General features: G+C 61.3%; 21 protein-coding genes. 11 read left to right on the top strand and 10 right to left on the bottom strand.

All coding sequences use genetic code 11. The annotated features are described in order from the left end of the window. Positions 1–36: 36 nt before the first annotated feature. Positions 37–1,563 (bottom strand): threonine ammonia-lyase, biosynthetic, encoded by a 1,527-nt coding sequence (gene ilvA / locus ACN0TA_RS04970; protein ID WP_417580405.1) that lies wholly within the window; start codon positions 1,561–1,563, stop codon positions 37–39. 91 nt (positions 1,564–1,654) lie between these two features. On the opposite strand from ilvA, the gene ACN0TA_RS04975 reads away from it, so the two are divergent. Continuing rightward, a complete protein-coding gene (locus ACN0TA_RS04975) occupies positions 1,655–2,143 on the top strand; it encodes a TlpA family protein disulfide reductase (RefSeq protein WP_417580407.1) in 489 nt (162 codons plus the stop codon). Here the strand turns inward: ACN0TA_RS04975 and ACN0TA_RS04980 are convergent. The 9 genes from ACN0TA_RS04980 to ACN0TA_RS05020 form a co-directional block, all read right to left on the bottom strand. Beyond that, positions 2,137–2,637 (bottom strand): copper chaperone PCu(A)C, encoded by a 501-nt coding sequence (locus ACN0TA_RS04980; protein WP_417580409.1) that lies wholly within the window; start codon positions 2,635–2,637, stop codon positions 2,137–2,139. The two genes, ACN0TA_RS04975 and ACN0TA_RS04980, sit on opposite strands and share 7 nt — an antisense overlap. Positions 2,638–2,665: 28 nt before the next feature. After that, a complete protein-coding gene (locus ACN0TA_RS04985; RefSeq protein ID WP_417580411.1) occupies positions 2,666–3,994 on the bottom strand; it encodes an ABC transporter permease in 1,329 nt (442 codons plus the stop codon). Beyond that, a complete protein-coding gene (locus ACN0TA_RS04990; protein ID WP_417580413.1) occupies positions 3,991–4,671 on the bottom strand; it encodes an ABC transporter ATP-binding protein in 681 nt (226 codons plus the stop codon). The genes ACN0TA_RS04985 and ACN0TA_RS04990 overlap by 4 nt, the downstream gene beginning before the upstream one ends. A gap of 218 nt (positions 4,672–4,889) precedes the next feature. Next, on the bottom strand, positions 4,890–5,327 hold the full coding sequence (locus ACN0TA_RS04995; RefSeq protein WP_417580415.1) for a hypothetical protein: 438 nt from the start codon (positions 5,325–5,327) through the stop codon (positions 4,890–4,892). 134 nt (positions 5,328–5,461) lie between these two features. Next, positions 5,462–6,940, bottom strand: a complete 1,479-nt coding sequence (locus ACN0TA_RS05000) for an alkaline phosphatase (RefSeq protein WP_417580417.1) — start codon at positions 6,938–6,940, stop codon at positions 5,462–5,464. A gap of 112 nt (positions 6,941–7,052) precedes the next feature. Continuing rightward, entirely contained in the window at positions 7,053–7,850 is a 798-nt protein-coding gene (locus ACN0TA_RS05005; RefSeq protein ID WP_417580419.1) for an ion transporter, read from the bottom strand. Between the two features lie 143 nt (positions 7,851–7,993). Further along, positions 7,994–10,639 carry a PQQ-binding-like beta-propeller repeat protein gene (locus tag ACN0TA_RS05010; RefSeq protein WP_417580421.1) on the bottom strand — a complete coding sequence of 882 codons (2,646 nt, stop codon included), beginning with the start codon at positions 10,637–10,639 and terminating at the stop codon, positions 7,994–7,996. Between the two features lie 110 nt (positions 10,640–10,749). Further along, positions 10,750–11,736, bottom strand: a complete 987-nt coding sequence (locus ACN0TA_RS05015; protein WP_417580423.1) for a peptidoglycan DD-metalloendopeptidase family protein — start codon at positions 11,734–11,736, stop codon at positions 10,750–10,752. Between the two features lie 283 nt (positions 11,737–12,019). Continuing rightward, the gene (locus ACN0TA_RS05020; RefSeq protein WP_417580425.1) at positions 12,020–12,277 is read right to left on the bottom strand and encodes a PepSY domain-containing protein; all 258 of its coding nucleotides are present in this window, start codon (positions 12,275–12,277) and stop codon (positions 12,020–12,022) included. An 89-nt stretch (positions 12,278–12,366) separates the two neighbouring features. On the opposite strand from ACN0TA_RS05020, the gene ACN0TA_RS05025 reads away from it, so the two are divergent. From ACN0TA_RS05025 to ACN0TA_RS05070, 10 genes are all read left to right on the top strand, one after another. Further along, a complete protein-coding gene (locus tag ACN0TA_RS05025) occupies positions 12,367–12,900 on the top strand; it encodes a hypothetical protein (RefSeq protein WP_417580427.1) in 534 nt (177 codons plus the stop codon). 52 nt (positions 12,901–12,952) lie between these two features. Next, the gene (locus ACN0TA_RS05030) at positions 12,953–14,188 is read left to right on the top strand and encodes a DNA-packaging protein (RefSeq protein WP_417580429.1); all 1,236 of its coding nucleotides are present in this window, start codon (positions 12,953–12,955) and stop codon (positions 14,186–14,188) included. A 101-nt stretch (positions 14,189–14,289) separates the two neighbouring features. Then, on the top strand, positions 14,290–15,456 hold the full coding sequence (locus ACN0TA_RS05035; protein WP_417580431.1) for a phage portal protein: 1,167 nt from the start codon (positions 14,290–14,292) through the stop codon (positions 15,454–15,456). Between the two features lie 20 nt (positions 15,457–15,476). Continuing rightward, a complete protein-coding gene (locus tag ACN0TA_RS05040; RefSeq protein WP_417580433.1) occupies positions 15,477–15,665 on the top strand; it encodes a hypothetical protein in 189 nt (62 codons plus the stop codon). After that, a complete protein-coding gene (locus ACN0TA_RS05045; protein ID WP_417580435.1) occupies positions 15,665–15,802 on the top strand; it encodes a hypothetical protein in 138 nt (45 codons plus the stop codon). The genes ACN0TA_RS05040 and ACN0TA_RS05045 overlap by 1 nt, the downstream gene beginning before the upstream one ends. Further along, positions 15,799–16,287, top strand: coding sequence for an HK97 family phage prohead protease (locus tag ACN0TA_RS05050; protein ID WP_417580437.1), 489 nt, complete (start codon positions 15,799–15,801; stop codon positions 16,285–16,287). Before ACN0TA_RS05045 ends, ACN0TA_RS05050 begins: the two co-directional genes overlap by 4 nt. 10 nt (positions 16,288–16,297) lie before the next feature. Further along, complete coding sequence (locus ACN0TA_RS05055) at positions 16,298–17,524, top strand: phage major capsid protein (RefSeq protein WP_417580439.1); 1,227 nt, start codon at positions 16,298–16,300, stop codon at positions 17,522–17,524. Between the two features lie 180 nt (positions 17,525–17,704). Continuing rightward, a complete protein-coding gene (locus ACN0TA_RS05060) occupies positions 17,705–18,283 on the top strand; it encodes a head-tail connector protein (protein WP_417580441.1) in 579 nt (192 codons plus the stop codon). 8 nt (positions 18,284–18,291) lie between these two features. Beyond that, positions 18,292–18,621, top strand: a complete 330-nt coding sequence (locus ACN0TA_RS05065; protein WP_417580443.1) for a phage head closure protein — start codon at positions 18,292–18,294, stop codon at positions 18,619–18,621. After that, on the top strand, positions 18,622–19,032 hold the full coding sequence (locus ACN0TA_RS05070; protein ID WP_417580445.1) for a DUF3168 domain-containing protein: 411 nt from the start codon (positions 18,622–18,624) through the stop codon (positions 19,030–19,032). The last annotated feature ends 1 nt before the right edge of the window (position 19,033 follow it).

Below are 19,033 nucleotides of genomic sequence, written 5' to 3' on the forward strand. Positions count from 1 at the left end.
TGCATGCCAGCGTCCGAACAGCGCAGTCGTTCCGGCTCACAACGGGGCAGGGCTGGCGGCCAGGAACATCGAATAAGCTGGGTTTTCGCTTTCGTCCCAATGGGCGTAGCCGAGCGCATCGAGATAGGTCTCAAACGCGTCGCGCTCGAGGGCTGGCACCTGGATGCCGATCAGGATGCGGCCATAGTCGGAGCCGTGATTGCGGTAGTGGAACAGGGAAATGTTCCAGTCCGGCGCCAGGCCCTCGAGGAACTTGAGCAGCGCGCCGGGGCGCTCGGGAAATTCGAAGCGGTAGAGCAATTCGTTCTGCAAGCCCTCGACACGCCCACCGACCATGTAGCGGATGTGGAGCTTGGCGACTTCATTGTCGCTCAGATCAAGGACGGTGTGGCCGTGTTCGCGCAACAGAGCAATAATCTCGGCCTTTTCGGCCTCGCCGCGCTTGAGCCCGATGCCGACAAAGATATTGGCCGAATTGCCCGGTGCTATGCGGTAATTGAACTCGGTGATGGCTCGGTCACCCAACAGGCCGATAAAGGCGCGATAGGCGCCGGGGCGCTCGGGAATGGTGACGGCAAGAACGGCTTCGGCGCGTTCACCAAGCTCGGCCCGTTCGGCAACGTGGCGCAACCTGTCGAAATTGATATTGGCGCCCGAACAAATGGCAATAGCAGCACCGGAGTTTTCAAGGGTCGGGGCGTGCTTGCGCAGTCCGGCCAGAGATACGGCGCCAGCCGGTTCGGCAATGGCGCGGGTGTGCTCAAATACATCCTTGATGGCGGCGCAGATTTCGTCTGTGGAGACTGTGACGATCTCATCGAGCCTATCCTTGAGGATGTCGAATGTGTGGTTGCCCGCCTGCTTGACGGCCACGCCATCGGCAAAGATGCCCACCTCGTTCAGCGGCACGGGGTGCCCCGCGGCCAAAGCGGCCTTCATCGAGGCGGCATCTTCCGGTTCAACACCGATCAGCTTGATGTCCGGGCGTAGGAATTTGGCGTAGGCCGCGACCCCGGCCGCAAGACCGCCGCCGCCGATGGGCAGGTAGATCGCGGCGATGGGGCTGCCGTGCTGGCGCAGGATTTCAACGCCGATAGTGCCCTGGCCGGCGATGACCTGCGGGTCGTCATAGGGATGGACGAAGGTAAGGTTTTCACTGTCGCACAAACTGAGCGCATGGATGCGGGCGTCATCGAATGTATCACCGAAGATGACAACTTCGCCGCCAAGACGCCGCACCGCGCTGACCTTGATCGAGGGTGTGGTGGTGGGCATGACGATGACCGAGCGGGTGCCCATGCGGGTGGCGCAATAGGCGAGCCCTTGCGCATGGTTGCCCGCTGAGGCGCAAATTACGCCTTTTTCGCGCTCGGCATCGGTGAGCGAGGCGAGCTTGTTGTAGGCGCCGCGCAGCTTGAAGGAAAAGACCGGCTGAAGGTCTTCGCGCTTGAGAAACACCGGGCGGGAAAGCTTGTCGGACAGCGGACCCATCTTTTCGAGCGGGGTTTCGACGGCAACGTCATAAACCGAGGAGGAAAGGATGGAGCGGATGATTTCGTGCATGACAAAGCCCTGGATCGCGTCTTGTCCCCGACATAGCGCCGATGGCGGCGGCTGTCACTTGGGTGAAACGGTAAAGGGGTAGGATAGGCAGATGAACATTTTCCGATTTCTGCCGATCGTCTGTTTGTCGTTTGTGCCGGGCCTTGCATCCGGACAGGAGACGGGTGTCGATCTTTCGACGGTCGCTGTACGCAACGCGGCGGGGGAGACAGCAGCGCTGGGCGATCTGGTGGACGGCCCGACGATCCTGCATTTCTGGGCGACCTGGTGCGCGCCATGCCTTGAGGAATTGCCGCTGCTCGATACTTTTGCGCAGGGGCTGGAACCGGGGGAACTGGTGGTGGTTTCGGTCGATACTGCCGGCTACGGGCGGATTGCAGACTATATGGACGATCTGGGGGTGGCGCTCGCGAGCTATCAGCGGATCGAGGGCAATGTCGGCAGCGTGTTCGCGATATTGGGGTATCCGAGCACCGTGGTGGTTGATGAAACAGGCACTGTACTCTGGCGCCGGCAAGGGGCAGTGGATTGGGAGGACGCCGACCTCACCGATGAAATCGGCGCCTTGATATCTCAGTGATTGTGGCCGGCGTGGCTGTGCTGGGTGGCCGATGCGGATTCGATTTCGACTTCGAGGTCGAGATGAATGTCTTCGAATTCAAGTTCGAGATCGAAATGATCGCCCTGCACAAGAGCGCCCGAGAGGCCTGACAGCGCAATGGCCAGACCGTTGGGGGCGAACACCATACCTGCACCAGCTGGGATCGGCAGGGCGGGTATAGCGGTGTACCGAAGTTCGCCAGATGTGTTTTCGAGCCCGACGATCTCGGCATTTGCTGCAATCTCGGTTTCCGCGCCGATAAGCGTCACCGTGGTGTCAGAGCCATTTTCGATCTCGACATAGACCAATGCTGTCGAAGCGTCGGTGGCGTTGGCCCAGGCGTGAATGGCGCGGATGCCGCTGGCCTCGGCGACGTGCTCATCGTGTTCATGCTCGTCGTCTGCGCGATGGCCGTCCTGCGCGATGGCCGGGCTTGCCAAGAGGGTGAAGGAAACAAACAGTGCGCGGATCATGATCGTGCTCCAGGGTAAATGTTATATCTTAACTGCGCAGATCGGTAACAACGGGACGTGACAAGGCGATGAAAGCGGGCAGGAGTGCAAGGATCACCGTAAAGCTCACGAAGGCCGCGACGAGATGGAATTCCGGCCAGCCAAGGGTGGCGTTGACCAAAATGTCGGTGCGCTCGGTGACCGCGCGGGAAATGATTGCCGAAGCGGCGTAACCCACGGCGACGCCGCCGATGGCGCCAAAAACAATCAGCGTGGCCGCATAGGACCAAACCACCGAAAAGACGAACCGGGCCGGAGCGCCCAGCGCGCGCAGAAGGGCGAGGCGGCGGGCGAACAGGCGCGTGAGGATGACAAGTCCGGTCAAAACGCCGGCAGTGACGAGGATTTGGGTGACGACCGCCATGACGCTCATCACCTGGCGCACATCGCCCATCAGGCTGTGCAGGCTGGCCAGAACTGCGCCGGGAAAGAAGGCCATGGTTTCCGACGTGGTGAACTGGGCGCGTAGCGCATAATTGGCATAGAGCTGTTCAGCTGAAACCAGGATGGCCGGGGTGCCCGGGAAGTAAGCGGAATCGAAGGGCGGCCCGAGCTGGTCGGCGTTTTCGGGGGCGTGGCCATTGGCAAGGCCGTGGATCTCCCAAACTGCTTCGACCGGCACGATAATGGCGCGATCCCACGGACTGCCGGTGGGCGCCATGCGACCCGAAACCGTGTAGTCGAAATTCCCATGTGCGTCATGTTCAGCGACATCGCCAACGCCATGCGCCGGAGAGAAGCTCTCGCCGATAGAAAGGTCCACGCGCGCGCCGATGACCGCATCGGTGTGGGCGACAAACATCTCGCCCTCCGCCAGTGTACCGGACATGTGGGTGACGAACTGGGCTGTCGAGCCGACAATGGGGAAGGCATTGTAGCTGTCGCCATAGGCGATGGGGGCGGCAAGCGACACGTCGGGCGCATTGGCGACGGTGTCGTAGATTTCGCCCGAGAGCAGGGGGACATCAGAAGGCTGGAGATAGACAGCGGCGAACAGCATGGTGATCTCGCTACCCGGCGCGGCAACGACGAGATCGAATGGATCGGCTGCGCGCGCAGTGCCCTGGCGCAGGCCACGCTCCTGGGCTATCAGCCCCACCCCGATGCCGACAGAAACGGCGATCAGGGCGATGAACAGTACATTGGTCCAGCGGAAGCGCCAGAGCATTGCACTGACCAATGGAAAGGGGCGGAAACCGAAAAGGACAAGCGCCCCGACGACAAGGGCGGGCACCAGCAGCACGATGAGGGCGGTAATGTCCTGCCAGGCGACCGGCATCCACTCGATGGCGCGGAACAGCGGCGCGAGCGGGTTCATCGATTGAGCTCGTCGGAAACGATACGGCCATCGACTATCTCGATGACCCGATCCATGCGCGTGTAGACTGCGGGATCGTGACTGACCGCGATCAGCGTCTTGCCCTCGTCACGAGCGAGGGTGACGAGATCGTCGATCAATCCGTCCGCGGTGTTGCGATCTAGGCTGGCGGTGGGTTCGTCCGCGAGGATGATCTCGGGATTTGCTGCAAGAGCGCGGGCGATGGCGACGCGCTGGCGCTCGCCGCCCGAAAAGCTCTCGACTGTACGTGCGCCATGGGTGATGCCAAGACGGGCAAGGACAGATTGGGCGGTTTGTGCGATGCCCGACTGGCGGGCGCGGGACGCATAGGCTCCGGGTAGCGCGGCGTTGGCGGCGGCAGACAGTTCCTCGAACAGCAAAAAGTCCTGAAACACCATGCCGACGTGATTGCGACGGAATCTGGCGCGCGTTTCGGCCGAAAGGAGCATCAGATCGGTGGTGTCCCATGCGATTGCGCCCGAAGCGTTTTCGACAAGGCCTGCAAGGGAAAAGAGGAAGGTCGATTTGCCGGCGCCCGACGGGCCGCGCACACCCAGGCATGTGCCTGGGACAAGAAAAAATTCGGGCACGGCAAGGAGGAGTCGGCCCGAATGTGCCCTGACCTCAAGCGCGGTGACGGAAAGGCTGAGGGTCATTGGTTCAAGCGGGTTTGGATACTGAAGAATTCGGCGATTTTTCCTGACCGGAGTGTCGATCCAGACGCCGCGAATGCCCGGAAGGGCCAGCTGGTCGTGTGATCCGGCCCTCGCCCGGGAAACGCGGCGGAAGGATCGGCCCAGGGGGTTGGGTTAGCGCCGGCATATCTGTGAGCCAGCCTGCAGGCGCACTCCAGGTTGCATCAGCCCGGCGCATCTCAGGCGCGTTCCTGAACGGCATCGACGAGCCGAACGCGACTGACAAAGCCCAATTCCGGATCGGTGTATGTCCCCAGTTCAAGGGTACCGCGGGTAACGATCTTAACGTTGAACGGAATGGTGTCGACGATCCGCTGGGCATAGACAGCCAAAATGTCGCTGGGCCATTCGGCTTCCGAAGAACAGAACGGGCAGACCGCCATCGGCACGTTGGTCAATACGTAGAAATTGGAATCTGCTTTCAGCGGCGGCGCCATGAACCCTTCGATTGCGACGCGCCCGCCAGCGTGTTGTTCGGCAAACGGGGTGAAGCTCATGTCTTTTTCGTAGAGCTCACGCAGGCGAACCTGGGGTTCGGCGGCAAAAGCGCGAGTGACGATCAAGGGGGCGGCGAGAACGGCGCCGGATGCGGTGGCAAAAAATCCGCGACGGTTCATGACTGAGATTCCTTATGCCCGTGAGAAGTGAGCGGTTCGCAACCGTATCTAGCAGGTCACGTGTCAGGCCTTATGACAGTGCAATGAAGAAGGGGCCGGAAACCCGGCCCCTCCCAAAAGCGTGAACGGGGCTGTTATTCGGCCGATCCGAAAGCAGCGTAGTTCATGACATGGAAGATGGTTTCCTGATCCATCGTGCCACCAAACAGGTGCGACCAGGGGCCCTTGGACCAAAGACCGACGTCAACGCCCGAGTGGCTTTCCGAGGAGGCTGGAATGAGAGCCTGCTGGAGGTAGTCCGGATCCTGGGCTTCTTCCTGGGTCAGTTCAGGACGCGAACCCGAATAGGTGCCGTCTTCCTGCTCGACGAGAATCGAGCCGGCGCCATTGCCGAAACCGACAACGGTGTAGGGCAGGCCGTCAGCAGCCAGGGCGAGTTCATCGGAATGCTCGACCTGACCGGCGGCGACGTCGTAGCACAGGCCGGTGATCGGGGTGCCGCGACCGCAATAGCCGTTGAAGACGATGGCGTGTTCATGGTCACCGGTGACGATGATGAGCGTGTCTTCGTCGTCGGTCATTTCGTCGGCAAGAGCAAGAGCTTCAGCGAAAGCAACGCCGTCGGTGAAGGTGCGGTGGGCATTGCCGCCATGGCTGGCGTGATCGACGCGGCCCGGCTCGACCATCAGGTAGAAGCCGTCTTCATTGCTTTCCATCGCCTCGATGGCGGCGCGGGTCATATCGGCGATCGAAGGTTCACCTTCGGGACGGTCATGCTCGTAGCTCATGTCCGAATTGGTGAACAGGCCCAGGATCGGCTGGGTGCGATCGGCAGCGGCAAGCGTTTCGGCATCGAACACATACTGAGCGCCGAAGCCGGTCGCGCGTTCGACCAGATTGACGTCGTCGGAGCGGTTGCCGGTGCCAACCTCGAGGGTCGTGCCTTCCGGAGCGAACGAACGGGCACCGCCACCCAGGGCGATATCGATGACGCCGGCTTCCAACTGGTCGACCAGCTGAGTCGCGATGTCGGTGCAGCCTTCTGGAGCCTGGTTTTCCCAGTTGCGGTTTGCCGTCTTGGCATAAACGGCGGCGCCAGTGGCATGGGTGATGCGGGCCGTGGAGACAACACCAACCGACTTGCCGGCATCCGAAGCCATTTCGGAGAACAGGCGGAGCGGAACTTCGCTCGAGCAATCGTCATGGATTGCTGTTTCGTCGAGGTTGATGGTGTTGAAGACCTGCTTGACGCCTGAGTTCATGGCGCCGGCTGTCGGTGCGGAATCGGGGGTCTGAGCGTTGATGTTGTAGGTCTTAATGATTGCAGAGTTTGGGTATGTGTCGTGGGGGAGGTTATGCTCCTCGCCCAAAAGCCCCTGCTGCTGGCCGTCATAGAGACGGATGCCGTAGTTCGTGGAAACGCCCATGCCGTCAACAACGAACAGGATCACGTTCTTGGCGGTGTTTGTGTTGGGCTGGCTATCGGCACGGGCAGCGATAAGCGCCTGGCCGGCTGTGAAGTAATCGCTTTCAGACTGAGGAATATCCTGAGCGATGGCGGTTGTCGCACAAAGAGCGATGGCGAGGGAAGACATTAGCGTCCGGCGAAACATGGTTGCCTCCATGGGGTTTCGATCGAGGCGGACGCTATTTGTCTTGTGTGACGGTCAGGTCACTTCGGGATGACGGTTAGATGAACGTGGAAAAGTTTCCATTTCCCAGCTCTCAGCCGCCCGGGTTCTGGGCCTTGCGCATCTCTGCGACCTCCGCGCGCAGGGCACGGACTTCGGCAAGAACCAATTCGGTTTCCCCGCGCAGCTCCTGACGCTGCGTAGTGGCTTCGGAATCATGTTCTTCCTGCATTGCCGAAACGATGACACCGATAAACAGGTTGAGCACAGTGAAAGCCGTTGCGCCGATGAAGGGCACAAAGAAGATCCAGGCTGTAGGATGAACCTCCATGACCGGACGCACGATACCCATCGACCAGCTTTCCAGCGTCATCACCTGGAACAGCGTGTAAAACGATGCCGGAATTGAACCGAACCATTCGGGAAAGCTGGCGGCGTAAAGTTTTGTAGCCATGACTGCGAAGACATAAAACACCAGCATGAGCAGAACAAAGATCGACGCGATGCCGGGCAGGGAAGCGACCAGCCCGCCAATGACCTTGCGCAGCGAAGGCACGACCGAGATGAGCCGTAAGACACGCAGGATGCGCAGCGCGCGCAGCACCGTGAAGGGGCCAGATGCCGGTATCAGCGCAATCGATACGATGGCAAAATCGAATATCGACCACGGATCACGGAAGAATTTGAGCCCGTGAGCATAAAGGCGAAGCACGATTTCGACGACGAAGATGGTCAGGATGATTGCATCGAGCCCCATCAGCACCGGGCCGATGGCGGCCATCACTTCCGGTGACGTCTCCAGCCCCAGCGTGATCGCGTTGACGATGATCACGGCGATGATGAATTGCTCCCAGCGCCGGGAAGAGAGCAACAGTGCGAGCTGGCCACGCATCTTGGGCAAACGATCCTGAAGAGGTTTCGGAGCGTGAAGCCAAATCGGATTTGCACCTGCCGGTCAAGTGGCGATGGTGGCGCAGGTTGCAGAGATGAATTCGGCACGCCACCCGCATAGATCATGCGGGTGGCGCTGTTGGCTCACTCGCCTGTGGCGCCCTCGACGGCCTCACCGGTTTCGGGGAGAGCCCAGGCGATGACGGCATCCGAAATCGGGGTTTCCATGAAGTGGTGGCCGCCCGGAGCGACAACCAGGAATTCGCGGCCCGCGACTTCATAGATGATGGGCGTCGTCTGCCCGCCGCCGGGCAGGGTGTCCTGCCATACGGTTTCCCCGGTTTCGATATCGATGGCCCGGATCAGATCGTCAGTGGTGGCGGCAATAAAGATCAACCCGCCGGCGGTGACGATCGGACCGCCATTGTTGGGGGTGCCAATCTCGAGCGGCAACATTGAGGGGATGCCCCAAGGGCCATTCTTGCGGGCGCTGCCAAAGGGTTTGTCCCACAGGGTTTCGCCGGTCTCCAGATCGATTGCCCTTATGCCGCCATAGGGTGGGGCGCTGCACAACAGACCCGTCGGCTGGCGCCAGCCGGCATTCACTTCGATGGCGTAGGGCGATCCGAGCTGGGGTCCGGCTTCGCCCCCGGCGCCTCGCTCCCATTCGGGTTCGAAAATGGCGCGAACGCCCATTTCGTCGGCCTCTTCGCGCGGGATGAGCCGGTTGTGGTTGGGCATGTTGTTGTAATTGGCGATCATGATGCCGCGGTCTTCGTCGATGGCCAATGATCCCCAATCCTGCCCGCCATTGTAGCCGGGATACTGGATCCAGTACTGATCGGTGGTGGGTGGCGTGTAGATGCCCTCGTAGTGAGCCTGGCGATACTGAATGCGGCACCAGAGCTGATCGAGCGGCGTCATGCCCCACATGTCCTTTTCCTCGAGCGGCTCAAAGGCGAGCGTGTGGTAGCTGGAGAAGGGCTGGGTGGGCGAGAGATAGTCGGGTTCGACCCCACCCTGGGGTACTTCGCGTTCTTCGGGAGCAAATAGTGGTTCCCCCGTTGCGCGGTCGAGCACGTAGATGTCGCCCTGCTTGGAGGATACGATGATCGCCGGGACGTCGCCCTGATCGCCGGGGGAAACGACGAGTGCGGGCTGGGAGCCAAGATCGTAGTCCCAGACGTCATTGCGCACTGTCTGGAAGTGCCAGACGTCGTCGCCCGTCGTAACGTCGACAGCCACTATGGACGTCGCGTACTCGTTCTCGAGGTCCGAGCGGTTCGAGCCGTAATAATCGACTGCGGAATTGCCCAAGGGGAGATAGACGAGACCAAGTTCCTCATCGGCGGCAGCGATGGTCCACATGTTGGGGGTGCCGCGCGAATAGGTTTCGCCTTCGGGCGGCGCTGTGCGGCTGTCGGGGTTTTCCAGATCCCACGCCCAAGCAAACTCGCCCGTGACGGCATCATAGCCGCGCACGACGCCTGATGGGGCATCTTCTGCCTGGCCGTCATTGACCTGGGCACCCATAACGGCGATGCCGCGTACGATCGTGGGGGGCGAGGTGATGGCGTACCAGCCTGGTACCGTATCCCCGAGACCGGCTTCGAGATAGACCTCGCCGGCCATGCCGAAATCCGGGCAGGGTTGTCCCGTGCGCGCGTCAACTGCGATCAGCCGTGCATCGAGCGTACCCCAGAGGATGCGCGTAGCGCACATGGTATCGGGGGCGGCATCGGGGACCTCGAAATAGGCGGCGCCGCGACAGGTGGCGCCATAGGGAATGGCGTCGGTGGGCACTTCCGGGTCGTAGCGCCATTCTTCAAGCCCGGTCGCTGCGTCAATGGAGATCATCATGCCCATAGCCGTGCAGTGATAAAGATCGTCGCCAACCTTGAGCGGTGTATTTTCAGGCGAATATCCTGGTACGTCGGCACCTTCACCTTCTGGCATGTCGCCGGAATTGAACTCCCAGACGCGTGTCAGATCGCTCACATTGTCAGCGGTGATCTGGGTGAGCGGCGAATAGCGGGTGCCGTGATAATTGCCGCCATAGGCCGGCCAGTTCTCTCCTACCTCCATCGTGGGAAGAGGAGCACGCGCCTGGACGCCGGTGGGCGTAGTTGGCGAGGCGCTATCGGCATCTTCGATCTGCGAGGCAGGAGCGGGCTGGTCAGCGACGTTGGAGGCGTCATTATCTTCACCGGCCGGTCCTGGCTCCACGGCTGGGACCTGGCCTGTTGGCACTTGGCCGGGTTGCTCAGGCAAATCCCCGGTCACGGGTGTGTCGGTTTCTTCGATTGAAGCGGGCTCTGCGTCGTCCTGCGGCGGCGTATCCTGCGCGATCGCGGTCCCGTTCTGGGATAGCGTCAGGACCGTAATGGATCCTGCAAGGGCCAAGCCACCAACCAGTGCGGCGGCAACGGCACCGGCGGGGCGCGCCAAGCGGCCACGTAGCGCAGGAATTGTCGCCAGCACGAAAACCAGAACCAGCGTTGGCGCGACCAGACGCGGGACCTGCGCCCAGCCATCCAGGCCGGCCTCCCAGACTGCCCAGGCGACTGTGCCGGCAAAGGTCAGAAGATAAATCCAAACGGCCAGCATCGAGCGGCGGAACAGAAACATAGCCGTGAGCACAAGGCCGATGCCGGCGAGGATGTAATACCACGATCCCCCCAGCGCCGCGAGCCAAACCCCGCCAGCCAGAATGGGAACGCCGAAAACGAGGACAACAACCCCGATAGCCAGTGTCGCCCAAAACCCAAAGCCGCGGTGCCTAACAGCCATTGTCCCCTCCGAGAAAACAAAACGTCCTGGAGGGACAACTTTGAGTGTGGCGGGAAGTTCCTTAAATGGCCGAGTTTTTGCCCATTTTGGGTTGCTGAAGTTGGCGGCCGTTATTCAGCGTTGGAGATCGATTGCCCACGCAAAGGTTCGCCGCTCTCGATAGCTTCCCCGTCCGCCATGTAGGTTTGAAACTGGGCGGGCAGGCCCTCGCCGTCCATCAGGTCGGGCGTGGTTTGAAGGTGGAAATGCAGATGCGGTTCGGATGTGTTTCCCGAATTTCCGCACAGGCCGAGCACGTCGCCCTTTGCAACAGTGTCGGCCCGCTGAACGCGTATCGAGCTTTCCGCCATGTGCGCGAGAAAGGCGTACTCACCGTCAGCAAGGGCAAGGATCACGTGATTGCCGGCCGGGTTTTCCGCGTCGGTCTCGCCAATTGGCTGGTCGGGCAGGTCGTCGACCATGGCAATGACCTGACCGTCGGCGGGAGCGAGAATTTCTCGGCCCCAGCAGAAATAGTTTTCCAGCACGTCGGGGGCGCCCTCGTAGGACTTGCCTTCTTCCTGAATCAAAAAATCATAGGCGAAACGCTGCGCGGGATCGGCCGCATGGTAATTGTCGGCGACGTCGCGACCGCCCCAGAAAACATACCATTGCCCATCGAAGGGCAGGCGCAGATCGGATGGCGTTTGATAATCGAGATGCGCTGATGGCGCGGCCTGTGGCTCGGGCTGGATGAAAAAGCCCGCGATCATGCCTTCGGTATCAAACGAGAACTGCATGACAATGGGCGTGTCGCTGGACGACCATTGGGCGATGCGCGTGTAGATCGAATAGCCATCCTGGGTGGTGGCCTCCTCGTCAAGGATCGTGGCTTCCTGGCCCAGCTGGGCGGTGACCTGCTGGTGAAAATCGGAAAACGCTTCGAGCGACCCAAGCCCATCGTGCATTTGCTCGGTCATGTCCTCCCAGATGAGATCGAGTTGACCGGACAGAAACGCCTCGGAGCGTTCGCGGCCGATGTCGAGGGTCTCGGAGGTTTGAGCCATGACGGGGAGAGAAAGGGTTGAAAAAAGGGTAATGGCAAGGGCGCGGTTCATGGTGATCAATTCCTTTGTGGGTTGAACATTCAGTCCGCGCACGAGGCAGTTTCTTACATCAATAGTCGCGAATAGGAGCGCTCGATTTCAGAACGGGATTTTAGAACCAGATCGCCATCCGCGTGCTCGATGAGAAATCAGGGTTGCCTGACACTGGCGATGCGCTTGACCGTGGCATCCTTGATGGAGCGCTCGACCTTACTGGCGAAGCGCCCCACGATCTTGCCGCAGGCTATGCCCTGGCCTCAGCACCAGCGGACCTTTGTGCCCTTGCGGGCCGCCGCTATTGCCGTCCGATAATCTCGCCGGTCGTGCCGTTGATATCGAACTCGATTTCTGCGCCAGCATTTGAAAGGCCTTCGATCTCCCACCGACCGTCATCGAATGAAACTTCTCGCAATACGGCGATGCCCTCTCCATAGGCGATTTCCATGGCCTGCTCGATGGAGAGGTCTCCCTCCTGCGGCCAATCATGGTTGTCAGCGAAGGCGGGCGCCATCGGGGCAGATGCGATGAGAAGGGCGAGCGTGAACGTGCGCATTGATGACTCCAATTATGTTGCGCCTCTTTAATGCACATTGGCAAAAAAGAGTTCAACACAACTTATCCCCGCGTCACGCCGGTGGGTTAATGTTGTGGCACGGTGAGATTGGTGCGGCCGGGGCAGCGACCCTCCACACTGCCCTGCGGTCAGCGATCTCATCGTACTTTTCCAATACAGTGTCGGAACGGATGATGAGCGGAACTCTACAGCCGGACTGGGACGCCGTGCGCGCCGATTATGAGCAATCGGACATCCCGTTGACCGAGATTGCAAGTGAGCATGGCCTTACCCTCAACCAGCTCAACACGCGTCGCCGCAAAGACCATTGGGTGCTGCGCAAGCCGGGAACCGGGCGGCAGCGGCGCCAGAGCCTGCTGGCCCGACTGCTGGGTCTGATTGAGGCGCAGATCACCCAACTCGAACGCAAACTGAGCGAGGAACCTATGAGTGCTACCGAAATGCGCATGCTCGAGTCCATGACCAAGGCAATCGACAAGATCACAGCGCTGGAGGCTGCCGAAAAGAAGATCCAGAAGAAGAGGGTTCGCATGGATCCCGAGCTGGAAGCCATTCGCGAACGCCTCACTGACCGGATTTCAAGACTTGAAACCGAGGACTGAACTCCCCCCGCTTACACGAGCGCACAAGGCGGCGATGTTGGCACGGGCCAGTATGCTCGAAGCTTCAGATGTCGAAAATTTCAAGACATGTTGGGCGCTTTGGGCCCACCAGATGCAACGCCCGCCCGAAGGCGACTGGACAACATGGTTGATGCTGGGCGGGCGCGGTGCGGGCAAGACACGGGCCGGAGCCGAATGGGTGCGCGAGCTTGTGTCCGGTGCTCGGCCGGTTTCCCCAATCGCATTGGTGGGTGAAACCATGGCGGAGGCGCGCGCCATCATGGTCGATGGCGTTTCGGGAATTATTTCGGTTCATCCCAATGCCGAACGTCCCCGGTTTGATGCCGGGCGCGGAATCCTCGCCTGGCCAAATGGCGCTGAAGCCTGGCTGCTGCCTGCCAATGACCCTGAGCGGTTTCGCGGACCTCAATTTGCTGCAGCCTGGTGTGACGAGGTGGCCAAATGGCCAAAAGCGGAAGCCGCCTGGGACATGCTTCAGTTTGGCCTGCGTATCGGAGCCAGACCGCGCCAGATGGTAACGACGACGCCCAAGCCGACGCGGCTATTAAAGCGCCTGCTTGCCGATCCCAATACTGTCGTGACACGAATGACCACACGGGCCAACAAGGACAATCTGGCCCCGGCGTTTCTCGAGGCGATCGTTGCGCGATACAATGAAACAGTGCTGGGCCGCCAGGAACTCGACGGTGAGATGGTCGAGGAATTGCCCGGCGCGCTCTGGAGCCGCAGCCAGATCGAGACAGGGCGGATTGACAAGGTTCCAGGCCTGACCCGGATCGTCGTGGCGGTCGATCCTCCAGTGACCGGCGGCAAGAATTCCGATGCCTGCGGGATCATCGTCGCGGGACGATGTGGCGATGACGCTGTGGTTCTGGCCGACCGGACGGTGCAGGGTGTAACCCCTGTCGGCTGGGCGCGAGTGGCGATCACCGCGTTTCACGAATTTAATGCAGATACGATCCTCGCCGAGGTGAACCAGGGCGGCGATCTGGTCAAGAACCTCATGCACCAGGTCGATGCGAGCGTGCCGGTGCTCGAAGCGCGGGCCAATCGCGGCAAATGGGTGCGCGCCGAGCCGGTCGCCGCACTTTATGCGCAGGGGCGGGTGAAACATGCCGGTATGTTTGCCGAGCTCGAAGACGAATTGTGCGCCTTCGGGCCGGACGGATTGGCAGAGGGCCATTCGCCGGATCGGCTCGATGCGCTTGTGTGGGCGGTGACCGAATTGTTGCTGCGTAATGGGCCGGTACCTCGGGTGCGGGTTTGATTTTTGAACTGACTTATCCCCGCGTCACGCTGGTGGGGTAGAGTTCTGGCATGATGGAGATGCTGCGGCGATCTCCCAAATCTTCAGAAAAGGATGAGACAATGGCCGATTGGCTGGGGCGCCTTGTGGGCGGGCGATCGCGTGTGGGTGCTGAACAGAAATCGGTGGCGCCGCACACGCTGTTTCAGCTTGCGCCGCTCGGGATTGGGGGGAGCGGCAAGAAGGGTTTTGCGGCCCTGGCCAATGAGGGTTTCGCTAAAAACCCGATCGTTTATCGCTGTGTGCGCATGGTGGCGGAAAACGCGGCGCGGGTGCCGCTCGAGGTGCGCGATGGGGACAGGGTGTTAACCGATCATCCTCTGCTTGCGCTTCTGGAGCGGCCCAATCCGCGCCAGGACGGCAAGGGGCTGCTTGAAAGCGTCTTTTCCTATCTCCAACTGGCGGGCAACGCCTATCTCGACGCCGCGATCGTTGAAGGGGAAGTCAGGGGGCTTTACGGGCTGCGGCCCGACCGCATGGCAGTGATCGCTGGCAAGGATGGCTGGCCGATTGGCTACGCCTATACGGCGGGCGGGCGGACCCACAAGCTGATGCTCGACAATGGGCCGGTGGGCAGGGTTCTGCATCTGACGCTGTTCGATCCGCTGGACGATCATTACGGGCAGGCCCCGTTGCAGGCTGCGCAGGCGAGCCTTGAGACGCACAATGCGGCTACGGCATGGAACAGGGCGCTGCTGGAAAACGCGGCGCGGCCATCGGGTGCGCTGGTCTACAATGCGGCGGCGGGCAATCTGACCGAGGATCAGTACCAAAGGCTCAAGAGTGAACTGGAAGACGGGTTTGCCGGCGCAATCAATGCCGGGCGGCCAATGGTGCTCGAAGGCGGGCTCGACTGGAAGGCGATTGCGCTCACACCGGCGGAAATGGACTTCCTCGATGCCAAGAACGCGGCTGCAAGGGAAATCGCACTGGCCTTTGGCGTGCCGCCCATGCTGCTGGGGATCCCCGGGGACAACACTTACGCAAATTATGCCGAAGCCAGCCGGGCGCTGTGGCGGCAAACGATCATCCCGCTGGTGCGGGGGGTGGTGGGATCGCTCACCCATTGGCTGTCGCCCGGTTTTGGCGGGGTGCAACTGGTGCCCGATTTCGACGGGATCGAAGCGCTGGCCACGGACCGCGCGATGGATTGGGAGCGGGTGGGCAATGCCAGCTTCCTCAGCGATGGCGAAAAGCGCGAGTTGCTAGGGTTCGGACCCAGGGCCTGAGCCAAGGGAAAGGCAGGGATATGGACGAGATCATTTCGACGGTTCTGGCCAAGGGGGATCTGGCGCATCTTGCGCTGTTTCTATGGGCGGGCGGGGCAAGCGTGGCGGTGTTCAAGCTGCTTAGGGAGGTGTCGACCGCCAACAGGCGCTTCAACACATTCGTGACCGAGATTGCGCACCTCAACAAACTGTTCAGGGACAAGGACTGATGGGGACCAAAAAGACTGCAAAGAATGGGTCGGGCGAGGCCACGCAAGTGTTTCGCCAGTTCGCCTGGAACCTTGCGGGAACGCTGGCCAAACGGCCCGCCAAGACCGCAAAGGCCAAGCCGGAGGCGGCGCGATGAGTGTCACTATCGACGCTGACGGGCGGTTCTCGGGCTATGCATCGGTGTTCGGTCGGGTCGATGGGGGTGGAGACGTCGTGATGCCCGGTGCGTTCCGCGACACGCTGCGTGTCCGCGTGCCAGCCAAAGTGCGGCTGCTGTTTCAGCACGACCCCAAGGAGCCTGTCGGGCTTTGGGATGAGATCGTCGAGGACGGTTTCGGGCTCAAGGTTTCAGGGCGCCTGCTCGATGGGGTGCCGCGGGCGGCGAGCCTGCGGGCGCTGATCGCACAGCGGGCAATCGACGGGCTTTCCATCGGGTTTCGAGCCGTGCGGGCCACCCGCGAAGGCAAGACGGGGACGCGGCGGCTGTGGGCCGTGGACCTTTGGGAGATTTCCATCGTCACATTTCCGATGATGGAGGCGGCACGGATTTCGTCGGTGCCGGGCGGTAACGCCAAACTGGCCGCAACGCTTGGCGCGGCGAAAGCACTTTTCAAAAACTAAGGGACCAGAGATGACCAAATCTATCGAACCGCGCCTTGAAAACAAGGCGGCGGCGCTTCCTGCTGGCGATGTGAACGCCCTGTTCGCCGATTTCATGAACGCCTTCGAGGAGTTCAAATCGACCAACGATCAGCGGTTGGGCGAACTCGAAAAGCGTGGCAGCGCCGATGCCCTGCTCGAAGGCAAGCTCGACCGGCTCAATACCGTGCTCGACGGGCACAAATCGGCTCTCGAGAAGGCGGCTGTAGACAAAGCTCGCCCCGCACTCGAGGGGGGCAGGGCCGTTGCCAGCGACGAATACAAGGATGCGTTTTCGGCCTATGTGAAGCGCGGTGAGGAGAAGGCGCTTTCCGTTGGCTCAAACCCCGATGGCGGCTATCTGGTGCCAGGGGAGACCGAAACCGAAATCGCCAAATTGCTTACGGCGATTTCGCCCATGCGCGCAATCTGCGGCGTACGGCAAGTTTCCTCTTCGGTCTATAAAAAGCCTATCACAGTGACGGGTCCGCAGGTCGGCTGGGTCGGCGAGACGGCAGCGCGCACCCAGACCAATACCCAGGTGATCGATGAGCTGACATTTCCGACGACAGAACTTTACGCAATGCCCGCAGCGACGCAGGCATTTCTGGACGACGCGGCGGTGGATGTGGGCCAGTGGATTGCCGAGGAAGTCAACGCGGCCTTCGCCGAGCAGGAAACGACGGCGTTCGTTCTCGGTGACGGGGTCAACAAGCCTTCGGGCTTTTTGACCGCCGACACTGTCGATGAAGCAAACTGGGCCTGGGAGAAGCTTGGCACCATTGCGACCGGCGCTGATGGCGGCTTCGGCGCCAGCGATCCGGCCGACGCCCTTGTCGATCTGGTCTATGCGCTCAAGGCCGGTTACCGCCAGAACGCGACATGGCTCATGAACCGGCGCACTCAAGGGGCAATGCGCAAACTCAAGGATGCCGAGGGCAATTATCTTTGGCAACCGGCGGCCTCGCCCGAAGGGCGCGCCAGCCTCATGGGCTTTTCGCTGGTCGAGGCCGAGGACATGCCCGATATTGGCTCCGACAGCCTCTCGGTGGCCTTCGGCGATTTCCGGCGCGGCTATCTGATCGTCGACCGGCAGGGCGTCAACATCCTGCGCGATCCCTATTCGGCCAAGCCTTACGTGCTGTTCTATACAACCAAGCGCGTTGGCGGCGGTATTGCGGACTATGACGCCATCAAGCTCCTCAAATTCGGGGAATGAATGAGGGCGGGCTGCGACCGGCATTGACCTGCGCTTCCGGTGCTCACGTACCAAAGTACGCTCCGCTCCGGTTCTCGGCCAACACCGTTCTCGCCACACCCTGATCCATTCCGGCAGCGGCTTTCCTGAAGAGGCAGGTCGCTGCCGTTGGCGCGACACAACACATCAAAGAGAACAAAGATGACATCATACCTTCTGGCGGGTCCCGCCCAGGAGCCGGTTTCGCTTGTGCAGATGAAGGCCCATTTGCGGGTTGAGGACGAGGCGGAAGATGGGTTGATCGAGGCGTTGATCGTGGCGGCGCGCGTTCATGTCGAGAGCCTGGTAGGCAAGGCGCTGCTCGCCCAGACCTGGCGGCTGGTGCTGGATCAATGGCCCGATGACCGTGCGATAAAGCTGCCGGTGTCTCCTATGATCGCAGTGAGTGAAATCCGATGCTTTGACGCGGCGGGTGATGAGCACCAGATCGATCTCGATCAAGTCTTGCCCGATGGGCAGGCCAACCCCGCAAGGATCATTTTGCCAGGGGCCATCATCGGCGCGCCGGTTTTGCGCGCGCGCATGGGGATCGAGATCGACTATGTGGCCGGGTTCGCGACAGACCCCGAAAACGTGCCGGCCGATTTGCTCCAAGCGCTAAAAACGCTCGCGGCGTATTGGTACGAGAATCGCGATTCCGTGCTGGTGAGCGGGGCTGGGGCTCCGGTGCCGGCCGGGTTCGAGCGGCTGGTCGCAAGCCATCGCCGGGTGCGGCTGTGAGGGGCGAGGTGCCACCGGTCGGCACGCTGCGAGACCGGGTGCAATTGCAACGCCGCGATATGGCGCTCATGCCTGACGGCGGGCACGAAACACTGTTTTTGCCAATCACATCGGTCTGGGCGCGGGTGCGCTCGCGCTCGGCGCGGATCATGCGCGAGGGCGATGGGCGTGCGGCCACGTCGACCCATGCCGTCGTGCTGCGGTTCCGAAAAGATATCGGACCCGGCGACCGTATCGTCTATCGCGGACGGCCCTTGGAGATCGTGGAGGCTGAAGATCTGAACGGGCGGCGAGCCTACCTCGCCTGCCTGTGCTCTGAGACGGCGATGGTGGGCTAGATGCGGGCTTTGGAAGATGTTCAAAACGCCTTGGTCTCAGCGTGGGCCGACGATGCGCCGCTGGCAGTGCTGATCGGGGCCGGTGCGATTTTCGATGCGCCGCCGAAGGGCAAACGACCGCCCTATGTGACAATACTGCGCCACGATGCGGTGCCGCGTGACGGTGACGATACGCCGGGCCTCGAACACCGACTGACCGTTCACTGCTGGAGCCCGCAACCTTCGCGTGCCGCAGCGCTGCAGATCGCGGACAGGATCGAGCGAGTTGCGGTGAGGGGGATGCTGGCACCCCAGAACAATGTCTTGACCCATAGGCGTCATGTGCGAACTGCCACGGCCATCGATCTGGCAACGGGTCGGGCGCGTGCGGCGGTCGAGTTGCGACTTTTTTCCGAACCAAAGGACGATTGAG

The sequence above is a fragment of the Pelagibacterium sp. genome, assembly GCF_048264985.1.
GTDB lineage: Bacteria > Pseudomonadota > Alphaproteobacteria > Rhizobiales > Devosiaceae > Pelagibacterium.

What these genes read in the sequence shown, in the direction of transcription:
- ACN0TA_RS04985 (WP_417580411.1), bottom strand. Translation starts at nt 3,994, where the DNA reads ATGAACCCGCTCGCGCCGCTGTTCCGCGCCATCGAGTGGATGCCGGTC.
- ACN0TA_RS05060 (WP_417580441.1), top strand. Translation starts at nt 17,705, where the DNA reads ATGACATCATACCTTCTGGCGGGTCCCGCCCAGGAGCCGGTTTCGCTT.
- ACN0TA_RS05005 (WP_417580419.1), bottom strand. Translation starts at nt 7,850, where the DNA reads ATGCGTGGCCAGCTCGCACTGTTGCTCTCTTCCCGGCGCTGGGAGCAA.
- ACN0TA_RS05030 (WP_417580429.1), top strand. Translation starts at nt 12,953, where the DNA reads ATGCTCGAAGCTTCAGATGTCGAAAATTTCAAGACATGTTGGGCGCTT.
- ACN0TA_RS05020 (WP_417580425.1), bottom strand. Translation starts at nt 12,277, where the DNA reads ATGCGCACGTTCACGCTCGCCCTTCTCATCGCATCTGCCCCGATGGCG.
- ACN0TA_RS05040 (WP_417580433.1), top strand. Translation starts at nt 15,477, where the DNA reads ATGGACGAGATCATTTCGACGGTTCTGGCCAAGGGGGATCTGGCGCAT.
- ACN0TA_RS05070 (WP_417580445.1), top strand. Translation starts at nt 18,622, where the DNA reads ATGCGGGCTTTGGAAGATGTTCAAAACGCCTTGGTCTCAGCGTGGGCC.
- ACN0TA_RS04975 (WP_417580407.1), top strand. Translation starts at nt 1,655, where the DNA reads ATGAACATTTTCCGATTTCTGCCGATCGTCTGTTTGTCGTTTGTGCCG.
- ACN0TA_RS05055 (WP_417580439.1), top strand. Translation starts at nt 16,298, where the DNA reads ATGACCAAATCTATCGAACCGCGCCTTGAAAACAAGGCGGCGGCGCTT.
- ACN0TA_RS05050 (WP_417580437.1), top strand. Translation starts at nt 15,799, where the DNA reads ATGAGTGTCACTATCGACGCTGACGGGCGGTTCTCGGGCTATGCATCG.
- ACN0TA_RS05010 (WP_417580421.1), bottom strand. Translation starts at nt 10,639, where the DNA reads ATGGCTGTTAGGCACCGCGGCTTTGGGTTTTGGGCGACACTGGCTATC.
- ACN0TA_RS05015 (WP_417580423.1), bottom strand. Translation starts at nt 11,736, where the DNA reads ATGAACCGCGCCCTTGCCATTACCCTTTTTTCAACCCTTTCTCTCCCC.
- ACN0TA_RS04995 (WP_417580415.1), bottom strand. Translation starts at nt 5,327, where the DNA reads ATGAACCGTCGCGGATTTTTTGCCACCGCATCCGGCGCCGTTCTCGCC.
- ACN0TA_RS05025 (WP_417580427.1), top strand. Translation starts at nt 12,367, where the DNA reads ATGTTGTGGCACGGTGAGATTGGTGCGGCCGGGGCAGCGACCCTCCAC.
- ACN0TA_RS04990 (WP_417580413.1), bottom strand. Translation starts at nt 4,671, where the DNA reads ATGACCCTCAGCCTTTCCGTCACCGCGCTTGAGGTCAGGGCACATTCG.
- ACN0TA_RS04980 (WP_417580409.1), bottom strand. Translation starts at nt 2,637, where the DNA reads ATGATCCGCGCACTGTTTGTTTCCTTCACCCTCTTGGCAAGCCCGGCC.
- ACN0TA_RS05000 (WP_417580417.1), bottom strand. Translation starts at nt 6,940, where the DNA reads ATGTTTCGCCGGACGCTAATGTCTTCCCTCGCCATCGCTCTTTGTGCG.
- ACN0TA_RS05045 (WP_417580435.1), top strand. Translation starts at nt 15,665, where the DNA reads ATGGGGACCAAAAAGACTGCAAAGAATGGGTCGGGCGAGGCCACGCAA.
- ilvA (WP_417580405.1), bottom strand. Translation starts at nt 1,563, where the DNA reads ATGCACGAAATCATCCGCTCCATCCTTTCCTCCTCGGTTTATGACGTT.
- ACN0TA_RS05035 (WP_417580431.1), top strand. Translation starts at nt 14,290, where the DNA reads ATGGCCGATTGGCTGGGGCGCCTTGTGGGCGGGCGATCGCGTGTGGGT.